This window comes from Pseudomonas sp. 1L-E-NC-VB-C3, assembly GCF_057291535.1.
On sequence record NZ_JBXAWD010000016.1, the window covers coordinates 61953 to 76688 of the forward strand.

Sequence of the window (14736 nt, forward strand, 5' to 3'; positions counted from 1 at the left end):
ATGGATCCGCGCAGTGAAGTACTGCTTCGTCAGGCCGAGTTATTCCAGGGTTCGCTGCTGTTGGCCGGCCTGCCCGCCGATGATTTGCTCGGACGCCTGCCCAACGCATTCGGCTGGTGCTGGCACGCTGGCGATCAAGCCGCACTGGACGCGCGTTTCGAGGGCCGCAGTCAGTTCGGCGTGAACGTGCCCGAGCGTGAGTTCGACAGCGCTGTGGTGTTTCTGCCCAAATCCAAGGACCTGACCGATTACATCCTCAACGCCGTGGCGTCGCGTCTGGCCGGGTGTGAGGTGTTTCTGGTCGGGGAAAAACGCAGCGGCATCGAAGGAGCGTCCAAGCAGCTCAATCCGTTTGGCAAACCGCGCAAACTCGACAGCGCCCGTCACTGCCAGCTCTGGCAAGTCACCGTGGCCAATGCGCCTGAAGCGAAATCCCTGGAAAGTCTTGCGCAGACCTACGAACTGCCCCTGGCCGAAGGGCCGTTGAAAGTCATCAGTTTGCCGGGCGTGTTCAGCCACGGTCGACTGGATCGCGGCAGCGCCCTGCTGCTGGAGCATCTGGACAAACTGCCGAGCGGCCATCTGCTCGACTTCGGTTGCGGCGCCGGCGTGCTCGGGGCTGCGGTGAAACGTCGCTATCCGCACAATCAGGTGACGTTGCTGGATGTCGACGCGTTCGCCGCCGCCAGCAGCCGTCTGACCCTGGCCGCCAACGGTCTGGAGGCGGAAGTGCTGACCGGCGACGGCATCGATGCCGCGCCGATGGGTTTGAGCGCGATTCTGAGCAATCCGCCGTTCCATGTCGGCGTGCACACCGATTATTTCGCTACGGAGAACCTGCTGCGAAAAGCGGCCAAACATCTGAAAAACGGTGGCGAACTGCGCCTTGTGGCGAACAGCTTTCTCAAGTATCAGCCGTTGATCGAGGAGCACCTGGGCGTGTGTGCGATCAAGGCTGAAGGCAACGGTTTCCGGATTTACCGGGCCAAGCGCGGTTGAAAATTTGTTCTTGCCCAATCGGATTTGCCTAGGCAGAATCCGCTCCGTCCTAGGGGAGTAGTCTCCCACGAGCGCCATGCTCGTCCGGCATACGTCAACATACTTGATCCTCAGATCATGGCGTATGCGACCCAAGCGTCCGCACCAGACGGATCGCAGGGTTTGACAAGACCTATGACACGCACACCTTACCCGGGGCGGGAAGGCTGTACGTGTCATAGCCGTGTCGACCCGCCCCTTAGGAAATCCCTGATGCTGGACTCGTTACTCGTTCCCACCGCAATCGTTGCCTTGGCCGAAATCGGCGACAAGACGCAACTGCTCGCGCTGATTCTCGCCGCTCGCTTTCGCAAACCCTGGCCGATCATCGCCGGGATTGTCGCCGCGACTTTGGCCAACCACGCAGCAGCCGGTGCGGTAGGTGCCTGGGTCGGCAGTTTCTTCTCCGACGCCGTTCTGCACTGGATCCTCGCCGCCAGCTTCGCCGCCACGGCGCTGTGGACGCTGGTCCCGGACAAGATGGATGACGACGAGGCCAGCACGGCGCGCAAGTTCGGGCCGTTCCTGACCACACTGATCGCATTCTTCCTGGCGGAAATCGGCGACAAGACCCAGATCGCCACGGTGATGCTCGCCGCGCAATATCCGGAACTTTGGCTGGTGATTATCGGCACCACAGTGGGCATGCTGATTGCCAACGTGCCGGTGGTATTGGCGGGTAATTTTGCCGCAGAGAAACTGCCGCTGACCCTGATCCGCCGCCTCGCGGCTTCGGCGTTCATGATTCTGGCGATTGTTGCGGTTTATAAAGCGATGCAGAGCAGCGGCTGGGTTTAACCCCGTCTACTGAACTACCCAAAACCTGTGGTGAGGGGATTTGAAGGATCGTTCCCACGCTCTGCGTGGGAATGCCTCAAGGGACGCTCCGCGTTCCAATGGGACGCAGAGCGTCCCGGGCTGCATTCCCACGCAGAGCGTGGGAACGATCATTGGCTCAGGACTTCGGGGCTTTTTCGTACAACGGCATCACCTTCGGAATCGCTGCCTGCAACGCAGCAATGCGGCTGCTGGATGCCGGGTGAGTGCTCATGAATTCCGGTGGCGCGCCTTCGGAAGCCTTGCTCATCTTGTCCCACAGGGTGATCGCCGCGTTCGGGTTGTAGCCGGCGCGGGCGGCCAGTTCCAGGCCGATCAGGTCAGCCTCGTTTTCGTTGGCGCGGCTGTTGGGCAAGGTCATGCCGTAGTTGGCCACGGTGTCGGCCAGCGCAAGGCTGTCCTGACCCAGACCAAACAAGGCACCGGCGCCTTGCTTGGCCATCTCCATCCCGTATGCCTTGGACATCGCTTCACGACCGTGCTCGCGCAGGGCGTGGGCGATTTCATGGCCCATGACCGCAGCGATCTCATCGTCGGTGAGTTTCAGGCTGTCGATCAGCCCGGTGTAGAAAATGATCTTGCCGCCGGGACCGCAGTTGGCGTTGAGCTCATCGCTCTTGATCAGATTGACTTCCCATTGCCACTGCGCCGCGTCCGGGCGGAAGGTCGGCGCCTGGGCGATCAAGCGGTTGGCGATGGTCTGCACGCGTTTGGCTTCCGGGCTGGTCTTGTCCAGCACACCTTTGCTCGACGCCTCGCCGACAGTCTTCTGATACGACTGCGCGTACATCTGATCGACCTCTTGCGAGGACAGCATGCTGAACATGTACTGCTTGCGCTCCACGCCCACGGCGCCGCCGCTGGTGGTGTTGACCGACTGACAACCGGCCAGCAACAGCGCTGCGCTCAAAGCACTTACCACTAATGTCTTGTTCATTCAAAAGCTCCCTGAAAACCTGAGGCGTATCCTAGGCGGCTAATTGTATTGGCGCCAGATACAACGGACGCATTGCGCGTACATCCACCTAAGGCCGCAAGACTGGCTGGAAATTCCTCAACGCGCATTGAATCCGCCGTGCACCGATCCATCAGCGACATCGCGCGGCGATTCCGACCAGCGTCTCTCATGGCCGCGCCCACCCCGCCGATAAATCCCTCGCAGATTGTCCTCTTGCGTGCGGAGCTCCCATGAAGTTCAAGTCGATCCAGTTTTCCGTCGCCGCTCTGGCCGGCGCCATCGTTCTCAGCGTGGTCGCGGCGCTGGTGCTGTACGCGCTGTTTTCCGGCGCCCGCACTCAAGAAATGGTGCAACAGCGCACCCAGGCGCAGTTCGAGCAAGTCATCGAACAGCGCCTGACCTCGCTGGCGCAGACCCAGGTCAGCCAGATCCAGCGCGAACTCGAAGCGCCGCTGCTGATTGCCGGCGGCCTGGTGCGCGTCAACGCCCTGCTCGGTACAACCGGCGCCGACGGCCAGCCGCGCCTGAGCGTCAGCCGCGAGCAACTGATCAGCCTGATCAAGGAAAACGTAGAAAAGAACCCGAAGATTCTCGGCACCTACATCGGCTGGGAAAAAAACGCACTGGACCACAATGACGCGGCCTACATCGGCAGCGCCGTGGTCGGTATCGATCCGGCCACCGGGCGCTTTTTGCCGTGGTGGTTCCGCAATACCGACGGCAGTCTGGGCGTGGACAAACTGGCCGATGTCGACGATCAGAAAACCTTGTCCACCGGGGTGCGCGCCAGCGAGTACTACCTGTGCTCGAAAGAGACGAAGAAAGCCTGCGTGATCGACCCGGCACCGTACAAGGTCGGCGACAAGATCGTCATGCTCGCCTCGTTCATTGAACCGATCATGGTCAACGGCGCGTTCCAGGGCATCGTCGGCGCCGACCTCTCGGTGAACTTCATTCAGGACATGCTCCTCGCCGCCAACCATAAGCTTTACAGCGGCGCCGGTGAAATGGCCCTGGTCGGCGGCAACGGGCGGATCGTTGCCTACACCAAGGACTCGAGCAAATTCGGTGAAAAAGTCAGCGACATCCTCGACGCCGAACAGGCCAGCAATCTCGCCAACCTCAAGCGCGACGAGGTCACCTATTCGGTGAATCAGGCCAAGGGCCGCATCGAACTGTACCTGCCGTTCGGCATCGGCCAGACCGACGCACGCTGGACACTGATGCTGCAATTGCCGCTCAACGCCGTCATGGCCGATCTGCAAACCCTGCAGGCTGATCTTGATGCCCAGCGCAAGTCCGACACCTTCGGCATGGCGATGGTCGGCCTGATCATCGCCGGCATCGGCCTGCTGGTGATCTGGCTGGTGGGCCACGGCATTGCGCGGCCACTCAAACAAATGGTCGCCATGCTCGATGACATCGCGCAGGGCGAAGGCGATCTGACCCGGCGCTTGAGCAGCGACCGCAGCGATGAACTGGGCTCGATTGCCAAAGGCTTCAACACCTTCCTCGGCAAGTTGCAGGCGATGATCACCCAAGTGGTGACCTCGGTGCAGAGCGTCAGCGATTCCTCGGAACACACCGCCGACATCGCCATCCGCACCAACATCGGCGTGCAGAAACAAATGGCCGAAATCGATCAGGTGGCCACAGCGGTGCAGGAAATGACCGCCACCGCCCAGGATGTGGCGCGCAACGCCACCCAGGCCGCACAAGCGGCAAGCCACGCCGATCAGGCCGCCAGCCAGGGCATGCAGATCGTCCGTGACACCTCGAATTCGATTGGCGTACTGGCGGTGGAAATCGGCAAGGCTGTCGAGGTGGTGCAGACCCTGGCCAAGGACAGCGAAAACATCAACGCCATCCTCACCGCCATTCGCGGCATCGCTGAACAGACCAATCTGCTGGCACTGAACGCGGCAATCGAGGCCGCCCGGGCCGGCGAGCAGGGTCGCGGTTTTGCCGTGGTCGCGGATGAGGTGCGCAATCTGGCGCAGAAAACCCAGAAGGCCACCGAAGAAATCCAGAGCATGATCCAGCAGTTGCAACAGGGCACGCGCGATGTGGTGCGCGTCATGGAAGACAGCCAGAACCGCACCGACGAAAGCGTGCAGCACGCGGCGAAAGCGGCCGAAGCGCTGGAGACGATCACCCAGGCCGTGTCGGTGATCAACGACATGAACACGCAGATCGCCAGTGCGGCAGAAGAGCAAAGCGCAGTGGCCGACGACATCAACCGCAACGTGATCAACATCGGTCAGGTGGCGAATGAAGTGGCGGGCGGTGCGGATGAATCGAGTTCGGCGAGCGCCGGGTTGACCAAACTGGCGGAACAGCAGCGGCGGTTGATCAATCAGTTCAAGGTCTGAAAGATCAAGAGCCCCTCACCCTAGCCCTCTCCCGGAGGGAGAGGGGACCGACCGCGATGTCTTGCGCTATACATCGACCTGAAAAAAACAGTCGATTATGGATTCACAACAGATCGTTCAGGTCGGTGTACCTCTCAAGCATCCCCCATTCGGCGCCCTCTCCCTCCGGGAGAGGGCTGGGGTGAGGGGATTTTGATCCACGCAAATCAAGCCGGGGTCAAACACTCCGGCCCATTCAACTTCGGATCATTCACCAGATTCGCCAACACCCGCTCACGCAGCGCCGCCGGCTCACTGGCGAGCAACCCCTGCAGCACATGCAGCGGCGTTTCGGGATCAAGCCAGGCAGCCTGCCCCGCTTCATCGAGAATCAACGGTCGCCGCTGACTCGCCGCCGATTGAGTGATCACTGCCGTGCTCAGCCAGACCTGTTCCTGCACCGGATACGCTTCCCAGATCGCGGCGAAAAACAACGATGAGCCCTCCCCCGGCGTCAACCAGTACGGTCGCTTGCGCTGGGTGCCGCGCCATTCGTAGAAACCGTTGGCCGGCAGCAGGCAACGCCGCAGACGCAGCGCCTCACGAAACATCGGCTGCTCGGCCACGGTTTCGGCGCGAGCATGGGCCGGGGTCTTCGACAGATCGGTCAGCCACGGCGGTGTCAGGCCCCAGCGCGCACGGGCCAACGTGCGCTGGCCGTCTTCGTCGGCACGCAGCATCAACACCGAATCATTGGGGGAAATGTTCCACTGCGCCTGTTGATCGGCGGGAAAACCTGGCAGGGCCGCAAAGTCGCGGTTCCAGCGAAACAGGGCATAACGTCCACACATGGGGCAACATAACTCTGAATAAAACCAGCGCCAGCCTAACAGACCAGCGTCCCGGGGAAGCTCTCCGGTTCGTCGCCGTGCAGCGGCAGCGCGGCATTGTACAAGTTGATCAGCTCGCGGGCGTATTCGGCCTGATCGTTATCCACCGACAGCCCGAGCAGGCCGAAGATCGGCAGTTCACCCGTACCGCCCACCAGATCACAGCCGATCAGGTGCGCCTCGATTCCTTCGTTGGCGAGCATGCCCTTGAGCATCTCCCCTTCCATCAGGTTCGCCGGTTCGTAGATGCGCTGCATACGCGGCCCTCACTCGTTTTCGCTGAAGACTTCCAGATGCCACTCGTCCTCATGGACTTGCAGGACAAAGGTGATCGGACGACAGCACACCTGGCAATCCTCGATATACGTTTGATCGCCGCCGGACAAATCCAGCGTGGTCTCGACTTCCTCACCGCAATACGGACATTCATACCGTGCATCTTCCAGCATCGCGGTCTCCCAAGTGACTTGTGCGTATAATCGCCGGTCTATTTGCAGGGCTATTTTTGTCTGGCTACTTTTCAGACCGTGCCCTGCGGGTTTTCGATCAAACCCTTTACTTACCCTAGCCGTTTCCAACAAGAGAGCATGATGGGCGAATTCGATGCCATCCGACCTTACGACGACAGCGAAGTACCTGCGGTACTGGCAAGGCTGCTCGGCGACAAGGCGTTTCTAGATATCCTCACCCACTTCCGCTTCCCGCGTTTTGCCGGTGCCTTCGGCTGGATGCTCAAACCTCTTATAGCCCATCGGCTGCGTCGTGAGTTTGCCGACGTGAATTCCGTGGCTACCTTACAGGACAAAGTCGAGTTCTACGTCGACCACACCATCGAGCGCGCCACCGACGGCGTGACGTATACCGGTGTCGAGCAGTTCAAGTCCGGCAGCGCCTACCTGTTCATCGCCAACCACCGCGATATCGTCATGGACCCGGCCTTCGTCAACTACGCCGTGTACCACGCCGGCCTGCCGACACCGCGCATCGCGATTGGCGACAACCTGCTGCAAAAGCCGTTTGTCAGTGACCTGATGCGCTTGAACAAGAGCTTCATCGTCCACCGTTCGATCACCGGCCGTCGTGAGAAAATGGCTGCGTATCAATTGCTGTCGGCGTATATCAATCACTCGATCCGCAACGATTGCGCGTCGATCTGGATTGCTCAGGCTGAAGGTCGGGCGAAGGACGGCGACGACCGTACCGAGTCGGCGATCCTCAAGATGTTTCACATGAGCCGCAAGGACGAGCCGTTCGGCGAAGTGATCCGCTCGCTCAACGTGACGCCGGTGTCGATCAGCTATGAGTACGACCCGTGCGATCAGGCCAAGGCCCGCGAGCTGTACATCCGCGCCACCACCGGCACCTACGCCAAAGCGCCGGGCGAGGATGACGTGAGCATCGCCAAGGGCATCACCGGCTACAAGGGCCGGGTCCACGTGAATTTTGCCGCGCCGATCACCGAGGTGTTTGAAGACACCAAGCAATTGGCGATCGAAATGGACAAGCAGATTCTCGGCGGCTACCGGTTGTTCCCGGTGCATTATCTGGCGTACGCGCAGTGGGCGGATGCCGATCCGCAACTGAACGTGCCGAAAGCGGCCGAGGTGTTCCCGGCTGACGAACTGGCCAAGGCGCAGGATGAATGGCAGAGCCGACTGGACGCCTGCCCCGCCGAGCATCGCCCGTATCTGGTGCTGCAATATGCGACACCGGTGCGCAATCAGTATCGGGTCAAGGCTGGGTTGCCGCTGTAGGCAACGGCTGTGGCGAGGGGATTTATCCCCGTTGGAGTGCGCAGCGCTCCCAAGTTTTTACCTGAGAAAAACGGGACCTGCTACGCAGTCCAGCGGGGATAAATCCCCTCGCCACAGGGTTTGCTTTTGCTTTCAGAAGCGCGTGCTGATCCACGAGACGATCAGGGCCAGGCCCAGGCAAGCAAATCCGAAGCGATAGAAAAACCGGTTCATGCGCAATGTCGCCCAATCGAGCATCGGCTCGGCATTGGGCTGCGCCTGGCGCTGGGCGGCGAGACTGGCCTGGGCGCGTTGCTCACGGCGGCGGGTCGCGTGCAGCAGCCAGCTGCCCGGAAAGGCCAGCAGCAAGGCCAGCAGGTTGATCAACTTGGCGGGATGGGCGGTAAACAGCGTCATCAAGTGCAGCGACATCACAGACCTCGAACTTAACCGGTGTGGCAGACGCCAGACCGACGACCGCGGCGCGAATTCTACCCAAACCCTGCCGCCCTGCCCCAGCCTTTGCGACAAATAACCTGACAATCGACCGATGGCTGCCCTGTGTCATGGCATCGTCACGTGGATGCTTCACCCTGCGCGCCTCGAAACCCGAATGGAATGCGACATGCTGCACGCGGAAAACCAGGATCGTCTGTACCTCATCACCCCTTACGACGACCAGCAAAGCCTGGTCGGCAGCCTCGCCTTCAACGTGCAGGACCGGCACTGGCTAGTGTATTGCGCGCTGGGCGGGCATCAGCATGCGGACTTGCCCGAGACCGATTTGCTGACCGGAGTGAGCGTGCTCGATTTCTATTCTCAGGCTGCCTGAACGTCAAAAGCACCCTCACCCTAGCCCTCTCCCAGAGGGAGAGGGGACTGACCGAGGTGTTTGCGGTAGATACGCCGACATGAGATACCGCGCCGAATTCAGGTTTTCAAGCACACGCGATCGGCTCCCTCTCCTTGGGGAGAGGGGACTGACCGAGGTGTTTGCGGTAGATACGCCGACATGAGATACCGCGCCGAATTCAGGTTTTGAAGCACACGCGATCGGCTCCCTCTCCCTCGGGAGAGGGCTGGGGTGAGGGGAATCGATTTCCCATACGACACAAATCTCAGATCCACAAAAAAGCCCGGAACCATCACTGGCCCCGGGCTTTTTCATATTCGCCGCAAGCTTACTCAGCGAGCACCTGACCCACGGTCGGGTCCTTGAACAGACGCGTCAGTGCGTCACTCAATACATCGCTGACCAGTTTGGTGTTGGTTTCCTGATTCGGCGCCATGCCGAAGCGCTGGTCCAGCGACGCACCGTAACGGCCGCTGTAGCGGCGGTTGGCGTTCTGCACGTCGGAGCGGAAGGTCGCGCCGATGGTCGCTTCGGTCACGTACATGCCTTCTTTCGGCGACTGGTATTTCAGCTCGGCCAGGGTCACGGTCAGCTGTGGCGCGTTGGGTGCGTTGGTGGTCGGGGTGAAGCCGAGCAGGCGCACGGCGGCTTCGGCCTGGGCCTGCAGCTTCGGCAGGATCTGCTCGCGCTGCACGGTGATAGCGCTGGTTTCCGGGTACAGACCGCCACGGGTACCGAGGGTTGGCGACGGACGACCGTCGACCACACGCACGATGACAGGCTGGCCGCGACCGACCGCTGGCAGTTGCGTGGTCAGCTTCGGCTCCGGATTCAGTTGTTGCGGGCTGTGGGCGCAGCCGGCGAGGGTCAAACCGGCGACAGTGATCAAACCGAACAACAGGCGTTGCAACATGCTCTTCTCTCCAGAATCAGGCACAAACAGGCCGGCAGTATAGCGGTGGGCCACTGCGCGTAACCAGCGTCGCACAGTGAATACTGAAATGTCTGACAAACCCCGCCGAAAGCGGTTCCTGTCACACATTCTTCACCGTCCATACACCGCGACGTCACGGCCCACCGGCAAGCTTCACAGCAGTCCTCCTTCAAGGAACTCTGCCATGCGTTATCTGATCTCGCTGTTCGCCCCGCGCCCGCTGCATCGCAGCTTTGCCCTGCTCGACCGCAACGGTCATTGCCAGGCCTTCAAGCAGTGCAGCCTGCAACCGATGGGCGACGGCTGGGTGGAAATTGAAGAAATCCGCCTGACCTGGCTGAACCAGCCGCTGCCCGCCAGCGCCCGGGTCGTACCGCGACAAATGCGCGCACGGGGTCAGGTGCAGTTGAGCATCTGACCGGATGCCTAATAAAAGTCATTAAACACGAGCAACTGCGCGCATTTCTTCGCTACAATCTCCCCCCGATTATAAGGACGTCTCCTGATCGGGCCCCGCAACAGCGTCAATGCGCATGCATCGACATCAAAATCGCCCACAGAGAGCCGCCCACACAGATCGAGTGAAGTTGGCGCGCTTGCCTGTTCTTCCGGCAAAAACCCGCTTTTCGCGAATCTGCAGAGCTGTCATTCGCTCGGCCACCGCGTTGTTTTGCCCTAGCGGGCAGGTGCCAGGCCAAGGCAGCCCTTTTTTGAGGTTCACGTCTTCAAAAGAGCGTGAAAAAAACGGGTTTTCACAACTTCACAAGAGTGTGGCGAGCAAATGAATAGTTTTGCGTCTGAACATGCACCATTAGCGTCTGAAACAGCCCAACGACACAGGACCGGGTATACCTCGAACATCGGAGCCTGAAGCCTGTCCGCTACGGATTTGGTTGCACGAAAACGGATGACTCGACCATAAGTCGAATTGCCAGCCCTGCGCGAAAATGCGTTCATGGAACGCTTGAAACCAGGCCGCACGCATCCGTCGAAGTTGCGAAAAATTGCGAAGATTCGGACATGGCCCACCTGACCACGGATAGCCCGGGCCCACTGACCTGCCCTGGAACGCCTGGCAGCCATGCCGACAATTTGGTGCTGCAGATTTGGGAGACGCGTTAAATGGCGCATAACGAAGCAGTCGACGTAGTTCTGGTAGGGGCCGGCATCATGAGTGCCACCCTGGCCGTACTGCTCAAAGAGCTCGACCCCGCGATCAAGCTGGAAGTCGTCGAGCTGATGGATTCCGGCGCCGCCGAGAGTTCCAATCCGTGGAACAACGCCGGTACCGGTCACGCCGGCCTGTGCGAGCTGAACTACACCCCGCAGGCTGCCGATGGCAGCGTCGACATCAAGAAAGCCGTGCACATCAACACCCAGTTCGAGGTGTCGAAGCAGTTCTGGTCGTACCTGACCAAAAAGGGCACGTTCGGCTCGTGCAAATCCTTCATCAGTCCGGTACCGCACCTTAGTTTCGTTCAGGGCGAGAGCGGTGTGTCGTTCCTCAAGGAACGCTTCAATGTTCTGAGCAAGCACCACGCGTTTGCCGACATGGAGTACACCGAAGACAAAGGCAAGATGGCCGAGTGGATGCCGCTGATGATGCCGGGCCGCTCGCCCGACGAAGTCCTCGCCGCCACCCGTGTGATGAACGGCACCGACGTCAACTTCGGCGCCCTGACCAATCAGTTGCTCAAGCACCTGAGCAGCGCCCCGGACACTCAGGTCAAATACTGCAAGCGCGTGACCGGCCTCAAGCGTAACGGCGCCGGCTGGACCGTCAGCATCAAGGACGTCAACAACGGCAACACCCGCGAAGTCGACGCAAAGTTTGTCTTCCTCGGTGCCGGTGGCGCGGCCCTGCCGTTGCTGCAGGCGTCGGGCATCGAAGAAAGCAAAGGCTTCGGCGGCTTCCCGATCAGTGGCCAGTGGCTGCGTTGCGATAACCCGGAAGTGGTCAAGCACCACCAGGCCAAGGTCTACAGCCAGGCGGCCGTGGGTTCGCCACCGATGTCGGTGCCGCACCTCGACACTCGCGTCGTCGACGGCAAGAAATCCCTGCTGTTCGGGCCATACGCCGGTTTCACCACCAAGTTCCTCAAGCATGGCTCCTTCATGGACCTGCCGATGTCGGTGCGCGCCGGCAACATCGGGCCGATGCTGGCGGTGGCGAAAAACAACATGGACCTGACCAAGTACCTGGTCAGCGAAGTGATGCAATCGATGGAACAGCGTCTGGAATCCCTGCGACGTTTCTACCCGCAGGCGAAAGCCGAAGACTGGCGCCTGGAAGTGGCCGGCCAACGGGTGCAGATCATCAAGAAGGACCCGAAAAAGGGCGGCATCCTGCAGTTCGGTACCGAACTGGTCGCGGCGAAGGACGGCTCCCTCGCTGCCCTGCTCGGCGCTTCGCCAGGTGCGTCGGTGACCGTTTCGATCATGCTCGAGCTGATCGAAAAATGCTTCCCGGCCAAGGCGTCCGGCGAGTGGGCCACCAAACTGGCGGAAATCTTCCCGGCCCGTGAAAAGGTTCTGGAAACCGATGCTGCGCTGTATCGCAAGATCAACACGCAGAACAACATCGCCCTGGAACTGGTTGAAGAAAGCAGCGAGACGCCAAGCTTCGCTTGATCTTGCTGCATGAAAAAAACGCCCCGATCGGGGCGTTTTTTTATGGCCTTGAAAAGAAAAAGATCGCAGCCTTCGGCAGCTCCTACACGGGATTGATTTACACCCTGTAGGAGCTGCCGCAGGCTGCGATCTTTTGATCTCAAGAGCGGGACTTTTCGATCAGCTCGATGTAGTCCGGGGCGTTGCGCTGATCGGCGATCAGGTCAACAAAGGTCTTGCCCTGCTCATCCTTGCCATCAACGTCATAACCCGCCGCAACGAAGAAGCCCAGAAAGCGCTCGAAATCATCGATGCGCAAACCGCGATAGGCCTTGATCAGTTTGTGCAGCGACGGCGAAGTGGCGTCGACCGGCTCAAAATCGAGGAACAGCTTGATCTGCTCATCGCCGATCTCGTCACCAATCACTTGTTTCTTATCTTTACGCATTGCCGACTCCAGCTCGCAGACATGACACGGGGCGGGCAGTTTACCCTTGCCCGGCCGCCCGGCTCAACGCGGACGAATCGCCCCGGTATGAAGATCGGCCCAGATATGGCCATTGGCATAACTGAGGAACTGCACATACACCGTGTCGTTGCGCAGCAGATCCATCACCACGCGGTACTGAGCGAGCGGATAGAACAGCGTCAGGGTTTTGCTTTTGTCGTCGTAGGCCGGTTTTTTCAGGCTTTTGCTTTCGCCGTCGAAACTCACCAGCACCTGGTTGATGTTCGCGCCTTTGTTCAGAGACTTGCCCTTGAGGCGGATCAACAAGGATGAGGTGACCGGAATCGGCTGCTGATTGGACTGGCGCTGCGCACCGACCACCACCGAATACTCGCTGACTTGCAGCAGTTGCTGCTGCTCGGGTTCAGCGTCGCGCAGGGTCAGATCGTCCGGCGGCAGGAACTGGCTGTGCATCGGCGCGGCGGACAGCGGCAGGCTGAGGGACAGCAACAGGGCGGCGAGACTGCGGATCAAGAGGCGCATGACAGGCTCCGGGGGGCGGGGCCGAGCACTCTAGCATGGCTGTCGCGCAAGGATCAGCACACACAAAAACAACTGTGGGAGCGAGCCTGCTCGCGAAAGCGGTGTGTCAGTTTTCAATGATGCTGACTGACACGACGCCTTCGCGAGCAGGCTCGCTCCCACAGGGGGCAATGCAGGTTCTTACATGCCTTTAACGGCGTAAATCCCGTTGGCGTTGCGCCAGTAGCCTTTGTAGTCCATGCCATAACCGAAGATGTAGCGGTCGATGCACGGCAGGCCGACGAAATCGGCTTTCAGGTCAGGACGTGCCTTGCGGTCGTGGTCCTTGTCGATCAGCACGGCGGTGTGCACTTTGCGTGCGCCGGCGTGTTTGCAGAAGTCGATGATCGCGCCCAGGGTATGACCTTCATCGAGGATGTCGTCGATGATCAGCACGTCGCGGTCGATGAACGAGACTTCCGGCTTGGCTTTCCAGAACAGGTCGCCGCCGCTGGTTTCGTTGCGATAACGGGTCGCGTGCAGGTAGGACGCTTCCAGCGGGAATTGCAGATGCGTCAGCAGTTTGCCGGAGAAGATCAGGCCGCCGTTCATCACGCAGAAAACCACCGGATTGCTGTCAGCCAGTTGTTCGTTGATTTGTGCACCGACGCGGGCGATGGCCGCCTCGACTTCAGACTCGGTGTACAGGCAGTCAGCCTCTCGCATGATTTGACGGATATGCTCGAGATCAGCGGACATGGCGCTCTCCAGGGGTTGGCGGAATTGGAAAAGCGGGCAAAGGTACGCATCCCGCGAGGTCGAATCAAGCTCTTATGGACTAACGTACAGAATGTCCTATAGGACATCACCCTCGGATAGATTAATCTAGGCCGGTTTTTTTGCCCGCCGCCGGAGCCTTTCCCATGCCCATCCTCGAGATCCGCCATCCGCTGATCCGTCATAAACTCGGCCTGATGCGCCGCGCAGACATCAGCACCAAGAATTTCCGCGAGCTCGCTCAGGAAGTCGGCGCCCTGTTGACCTATGAAGCTACAAAAGATCTGCCGCTCGAATCCTACGACATTGCCGGTTGGTGCGGCACCGTGTCGGTGGAGAAAATCGCCGGCAAGAAGATCACCGTCGTGCCGATCCTGCGTGCCGGTATCGGCATGCTCGAAGGCGTGCTCAGCCTGATCCCGGGCGCCAAGGTCTCAGCTGTGGGCGTTGCCCGCAACGAAGAGACCCTGCAAGCGCACACCTATCTGGAAAAACTGGTACCGGAAATCGACGAGCGCCTGGCGATGATCATCGACCCGATGCTCGCCACCGGCAGCTCCATGGTTGCCACCATCGACCTGCTGAAAAAGGCCGGTTGCCGCGACATCCGCGCCATGGTCCTGGTGGCCGCGCCGGAAGGCATTGCTGCGGTCGAACAGGCGCACCCGGACGTGACCATCTACACCGCGTCCATCGATGAACGCTTGAACGAGCACGGCTACATCATTCCTGGGCTTGGCGACGCCGGTGACAAGATCTTCGGCACCAAGCAGAAGGACGCGTGA

The 14736-nt window shown here is 60.2% G+C and carries 17 protein-coding genes, 1 pseudogene and 1 riboswitch; of the genes and pseudogenes, 9 read left to right on the forward strand and 9 right to left on the reverse strand.

What is annotated here, in order from left to right; all coding sequences use genetic code 11:
• Positions 1-999: a methyltransferase gene (locus AC0Z5Z_RS22765; protein ID WP_485611679.1), complete on the forward strand. Its 999-nt coding sequence runs from the start codon at positions 1-3 to the stop codon at positions 997-999.
• 39 nt (positions 1000-1038) lie between these two features.
• Positions 1039-1163: riboswitch (yybP-ykoY riboswitch) on the forward strand.
• An 88-nt stretch (positions 1164-1251) separates the two neighbouring features.
• Entirely contained in the window at positions 1252-1836 is a 585-nt protein-coding gene (locus AC0Z5Z_RS22770) for a TMEM165/GDT1 family protein (protein ID WP_041479980.1), read from the forward strand.
• A 157-nt stretch (positions 1837-1993) separates the two neighbouring features.
• Here the strand turns inward: AC0Z5Z_RS22770 and AC0Z5Z_RS22775 are convergent, their stop codons facing one another.
• Positions 1994-2812 carry a M48 family metallopeptidase gene (locus AC0Z5Z_RS22775; RefSeq protein ID WP_016773242.1) on the reverse strand — a complete coding sequence of 273 codons (819 nt, stop codon included), beginning with the start codon at positions 2810-2812 and terminating at the stop codon, positions 1994-1996.
• A gap of 1340 nt (positions 2813-4152) precedes the next feature.
• Between AC0Z5Z_RS22775 and AC0Z5Z_RS22780 the strand changes: the two are divergent.
• Positions 4153-4350 (forward strand): annotated as a pseudogene (locus tag AC0Z5Z_RS22780) (HAMP domain-containing protein); the annotation flags it as partial.
• A 111-nt stretch (positions 4351-4461) separates the two neighbouring features.
• Positions 4462-5205 carry a methyl-accepting chemotaxis protein gene (locus tag AC0Z5Z_RS22785; protein ID WP_371915155.1) on the forward strand — a complete coding sequence of 248 codons (744 nt, stop codon included), beginning with the start codon at positions 4462-4464 and terminating at the stop codon, positions 5203-5205.
• Positions 5206-5411: 206 nt separating this feature from the next.
• On the opposite strand, the gene AC0Z5Z_RS22790 is transcribed toward AC0Z5Z_RS22785, so the two are convergent.
• Genes AC0Z5Z_RS22790 through AC0Z5Z_RS22800 form a run of 3 tightly spaced genes read right to left on the reverse strand, consistent with a single transcriptional unit; the run spans position 5412 to position 6523 of the window.
• Positions 5412-6035, reverse strand: coding sequence for an SOS response-associated peptidase (locus AC0Z5Z_RS22790; protein WP_039761324.1), 624 nt, complete (start codon positions 6033-6035; stop codon positions 5412-5414).
• Positions 6036-6070: 35 nt separating this feature from the next.
• Positions 6071-6331 (reverse strand): putative signal transducing protein, encoded by a 261-nt coding sequence (locus AC0Z5Z_RS22795; RefSeq protein ID WP_041479982.1) that lies wholly within the window; start codon positions 6329-6331, stop codon positions 6071-6073.
• Positions 6332-6340: 9 nt separating this feature from the next.
• Positions 6341-6523 carry a CPXCG motif-containing cysteine-rich protein gene (locus AC0Z5Z_RS22800; RefSeq protein WP_041479983.1) on the reverse strand — a complete coding sequence of 61 codons (183 nt, stop codon included), beginning with the start codon at positions 6521-6523 and terminating at the stop codon, positions 6341-6343.
• Positions 6524-6664: 141 nt separating this feature from the next.
• Here AC0Z5Z_RS22800 and AC0Z5Z_RS22805 point away from each other — a divergent pair, with 141 nt between their 5' ends.
• The gene (locus tag AC0Z5Z_RS22805) at positions 6665-7828 is read left to right on the forward strand and encodes a 1-acyl-sn-glycerol-3-phosphate acyltransferase (protein ID WP_174823868.1); all 1164 of its coding nucleotides are present in this window, start codon (positions 6665-6667) and stop codon (positions 7826-7828) included.
• Between the two features lie 132 nt (positions 7829-7960).
• Here AC0Z5Z_RS22805 and AC0Z5Z_RS22810 read toward each other — a convergent pair whose 3' ends face one another.
• A complete protein-coding gene (locus tag AC0Z5Z_RS22810) occupies positions 7961-8239 on the reverse strand; it encodes a hypothetical protein (RefSeq protein WP_016770663.1) in 279 nt (92 codons plus the stop codon).
• Between the two features lie 193 nt (positions 8240-8432).
• Between AC0Z5Z_RS22810 and AC0Z5Z_RS22815 the strand changes: the two genes are divergently transcribed.
• Entirely contained in the window at positions 8433-8639 is a 207-nt protein-coding gene (locus AC0Z5Z_RS22815) for a hypothetical protein (RefSeq protein WP_016770662.1), read from the forward strand.
• 349 nt (positions 8640-8988) lie between these two features.
• Here AC0Z5Z_RS22815 and AC0Z5Z_RS22820 read toward each other — a convergent pair whose 3' ends face one another.
• Entirely contained in the window at positions 8989-9573 is a 585-nt protein-coding gene (locus tag AC0Z5Z_RS22820) for a YajG family lipoprotein (protein WP_024014276.1), read from the reverse strand.
• 205 nt (positions 9574-9778) lie between these two features.
• Between AC0Z5Z_RS22820 and AC0Z5Z_RS22825 the strand changes: the two genes are divergently transcribed.
• Positions 9779-10012, forward strand: a complete 234-nt coding sequence (locus AC0Z5Z_RS22825) for a hypothetical protein (protein WP_039761314.1) — start codon at positions 9779-9781, stop codon at positions 10010-10012.
• 704 nt (positions 10013-10716) lie between these two features.
• Positions 10717-12225 (forward strand): malate dehydrogenase (quinone), encoded by a 1509-nt coding sequence (gene mqo / locus AC0Z5Z_RS22830; protein WP_056790254.1) that lies wholly within the window; start codon positions 10717-10719, stop codon positions 12223-12225.
• Between the two features lie 139 nt (positions 12226-12364).
• On the opposite strand, the gene AC0Z5Z_RS22835 is transcribed toward mqo, so the two are convergent.
• From AC0Z5Z_RS22835 to AC0Z5Z_RS22845, 3 genes are all read right to left on the reverse strand, one after another.
• The gene (locus tag AC0Z5Z_RS22835; RefSeq protein ID WP_041479985.1) at positions 12365-12652 is read right to left on the reverse strand and encodes a PA4642 family protein; all 288 of its coding nucleotides are present in this window, start codon (positions 12650-12652) and stop codon (positions 12365-12367) included.
• 63 nt (positions 12653-12715) lie between these two features.
• Positions 12716-13195: a hypothetical protein gene (locus tag AC0Z5Z_RS22840; protein WP_056790257.1), complete on the reverse strand. Its 480-nt coding sequence runs from the start codon at positions 13193-13195 to the stop codon at positions 12716-12718.
• 180 nt (positions 13196-13375) lie between these two features.
• The gene (locus AC0Z5Z_RS22845) at positions 13376-13933 is read right to left on the reverse strand and encodes a hypoxanthine-guanine phosphoribosyltransferase (protein ID WP_016773231.1); all 558 of its coding nucleotides are present in this window, start codon (positions 13931-13933) and stop codon (positions 13376-13378) included.
• Positions 13934-14097: 164 nt separating this feature from the next.
• Between AC0Z5Z_RS22845 and upp the strand changes: the two genes are divergently transcribed.
• Complete coding sequence (gene upp, locus AC0Z5Z_RS22850; RefSeq protein WP_024014279.1) at positions 14098-14736, forward strand: uracil phosphoribosyltransferase; 639 nt, start codon at positions 14098-14100, stop codon at positions 14734-14736.

Coding starts and splice junctions, on each gene's coding strand:
- AC0Z5Z_RS22775 (WP_016773242.1), bottom strand. CDS start 2,812: ATGAACAAGACATTAGTGGTAAGTGCTTTGAGCGCAGCGCTGTTGCTG.
- AC0Z5Z_RS22765 (WP_485611679.1), top strand. CDS start 1: ATGGATCCGCGCAGTGAAGTACTGCTTCGTCAGGCCGAGTTATTCCAG.
- AC0Z5Z_RS22770 (WP_041479980.1), top strand. CDS start 1,252: ATGCTGGACTCGTTACTCGTTCCCACCGCAATCGTTGCCTTGGCCGAA.
- AC0Z5Z_RS22820 (WP_024014276.1), bottom strand. CDS start 9,573: ATGTTGCAACGCCTGTTGTTCGGTTTGATCACTGTCGCCGGTTTGACC.
- AC0Z5Z_RS22815 (WP_016770662.1), top strand. CDS start 8,433: ATGCTGCACGCGGAAAACCAGGATCGTCTGTACCTCATCACCCCTTAC.
- AC0Z5Z_RS22825 (WP_039761314.1), top strand. CDS start 9,779: ATGCGTTATCTGATCTCGCTGTTCGCCCCGCGCCCGCTGCATCGCAGC.
- AC0Z5Z_RS22785 (WP_371915155.1), top strand. CDS start 4,462: ATGGCCGAAATCGATCAGGTGGCCACAGCGGTGCAGGAAATGACCGCC.
- AC0Z5Z_RS22845 (WP_016773231.1), bottom strand. CDS start 13,933: ATGTCCGCTGATCTCGAGCATATCCGTCAAATCATGCGAGAGGCTGAC.
- AC0Z5Z_RS22840 (WP_056790257.1), bottom strand. CDS start 13,195: ATGCGCCTCTTGATCCGCAGTCTCGCCGCCCTGTTGCTGTCCCTCAGC.
- AC0Z5Z_RS22800 (WP_041479983.1), bottom strand. CDS start 6,523: ATGCTGGAAGATGCACGGTATGAATGTCCGTATTGCGGTGAGGAAGTC.
- AC0Z5Z_RS22795 (WP_041479982.1), bottom strand. CDS start 6,331: ATGCAGCGCATCTACGAACCGGCGAACCTGATGGAAGGGGAGATGCTC.
- AC0Z5Z_RS22805 (WP_174823868.1), top strand. CDS start 6,665: ATGGGCGAATTCGATGCCATCCGACCTTACGACGACAGCGAAGTACCT.
- AC0Z5Z_RS22810 (WP_016770663.1), bottom strand. CDS start 8,239: ATGTCGCTGCACTTGATGACGCTGTTTACCGCCCATCCCGCCAAGTTG.
- mqo (WP_056790254.1), top strand. CDS start 10,717: ATGGCGCATAACGAAGCAGTCGACGTAGTTCTGGTAGGGGCCGGCATC.
- upp (WP_024014279.1), top strand. CDS start 14,098: ATGCCCATCCTCGAGATCCGCCATCCGCTGATCCGTCATAAACTCGGC.
- AC0Z5Z_RS22790 (WP_039761324.1), bottom strand. CDS start 6,035: ATGTGTGGACGTTATGCCCTGTTTCGCTGGAACCGCGACTTTGCGGCC.
- AC0Z5Z_RS22835 (WP_041479985.1), bottom strand. CDS start 12,652: ATGCGTAAAGATAAGAAACAAGTGATTGGTGACGAGATCGGCGATGAG.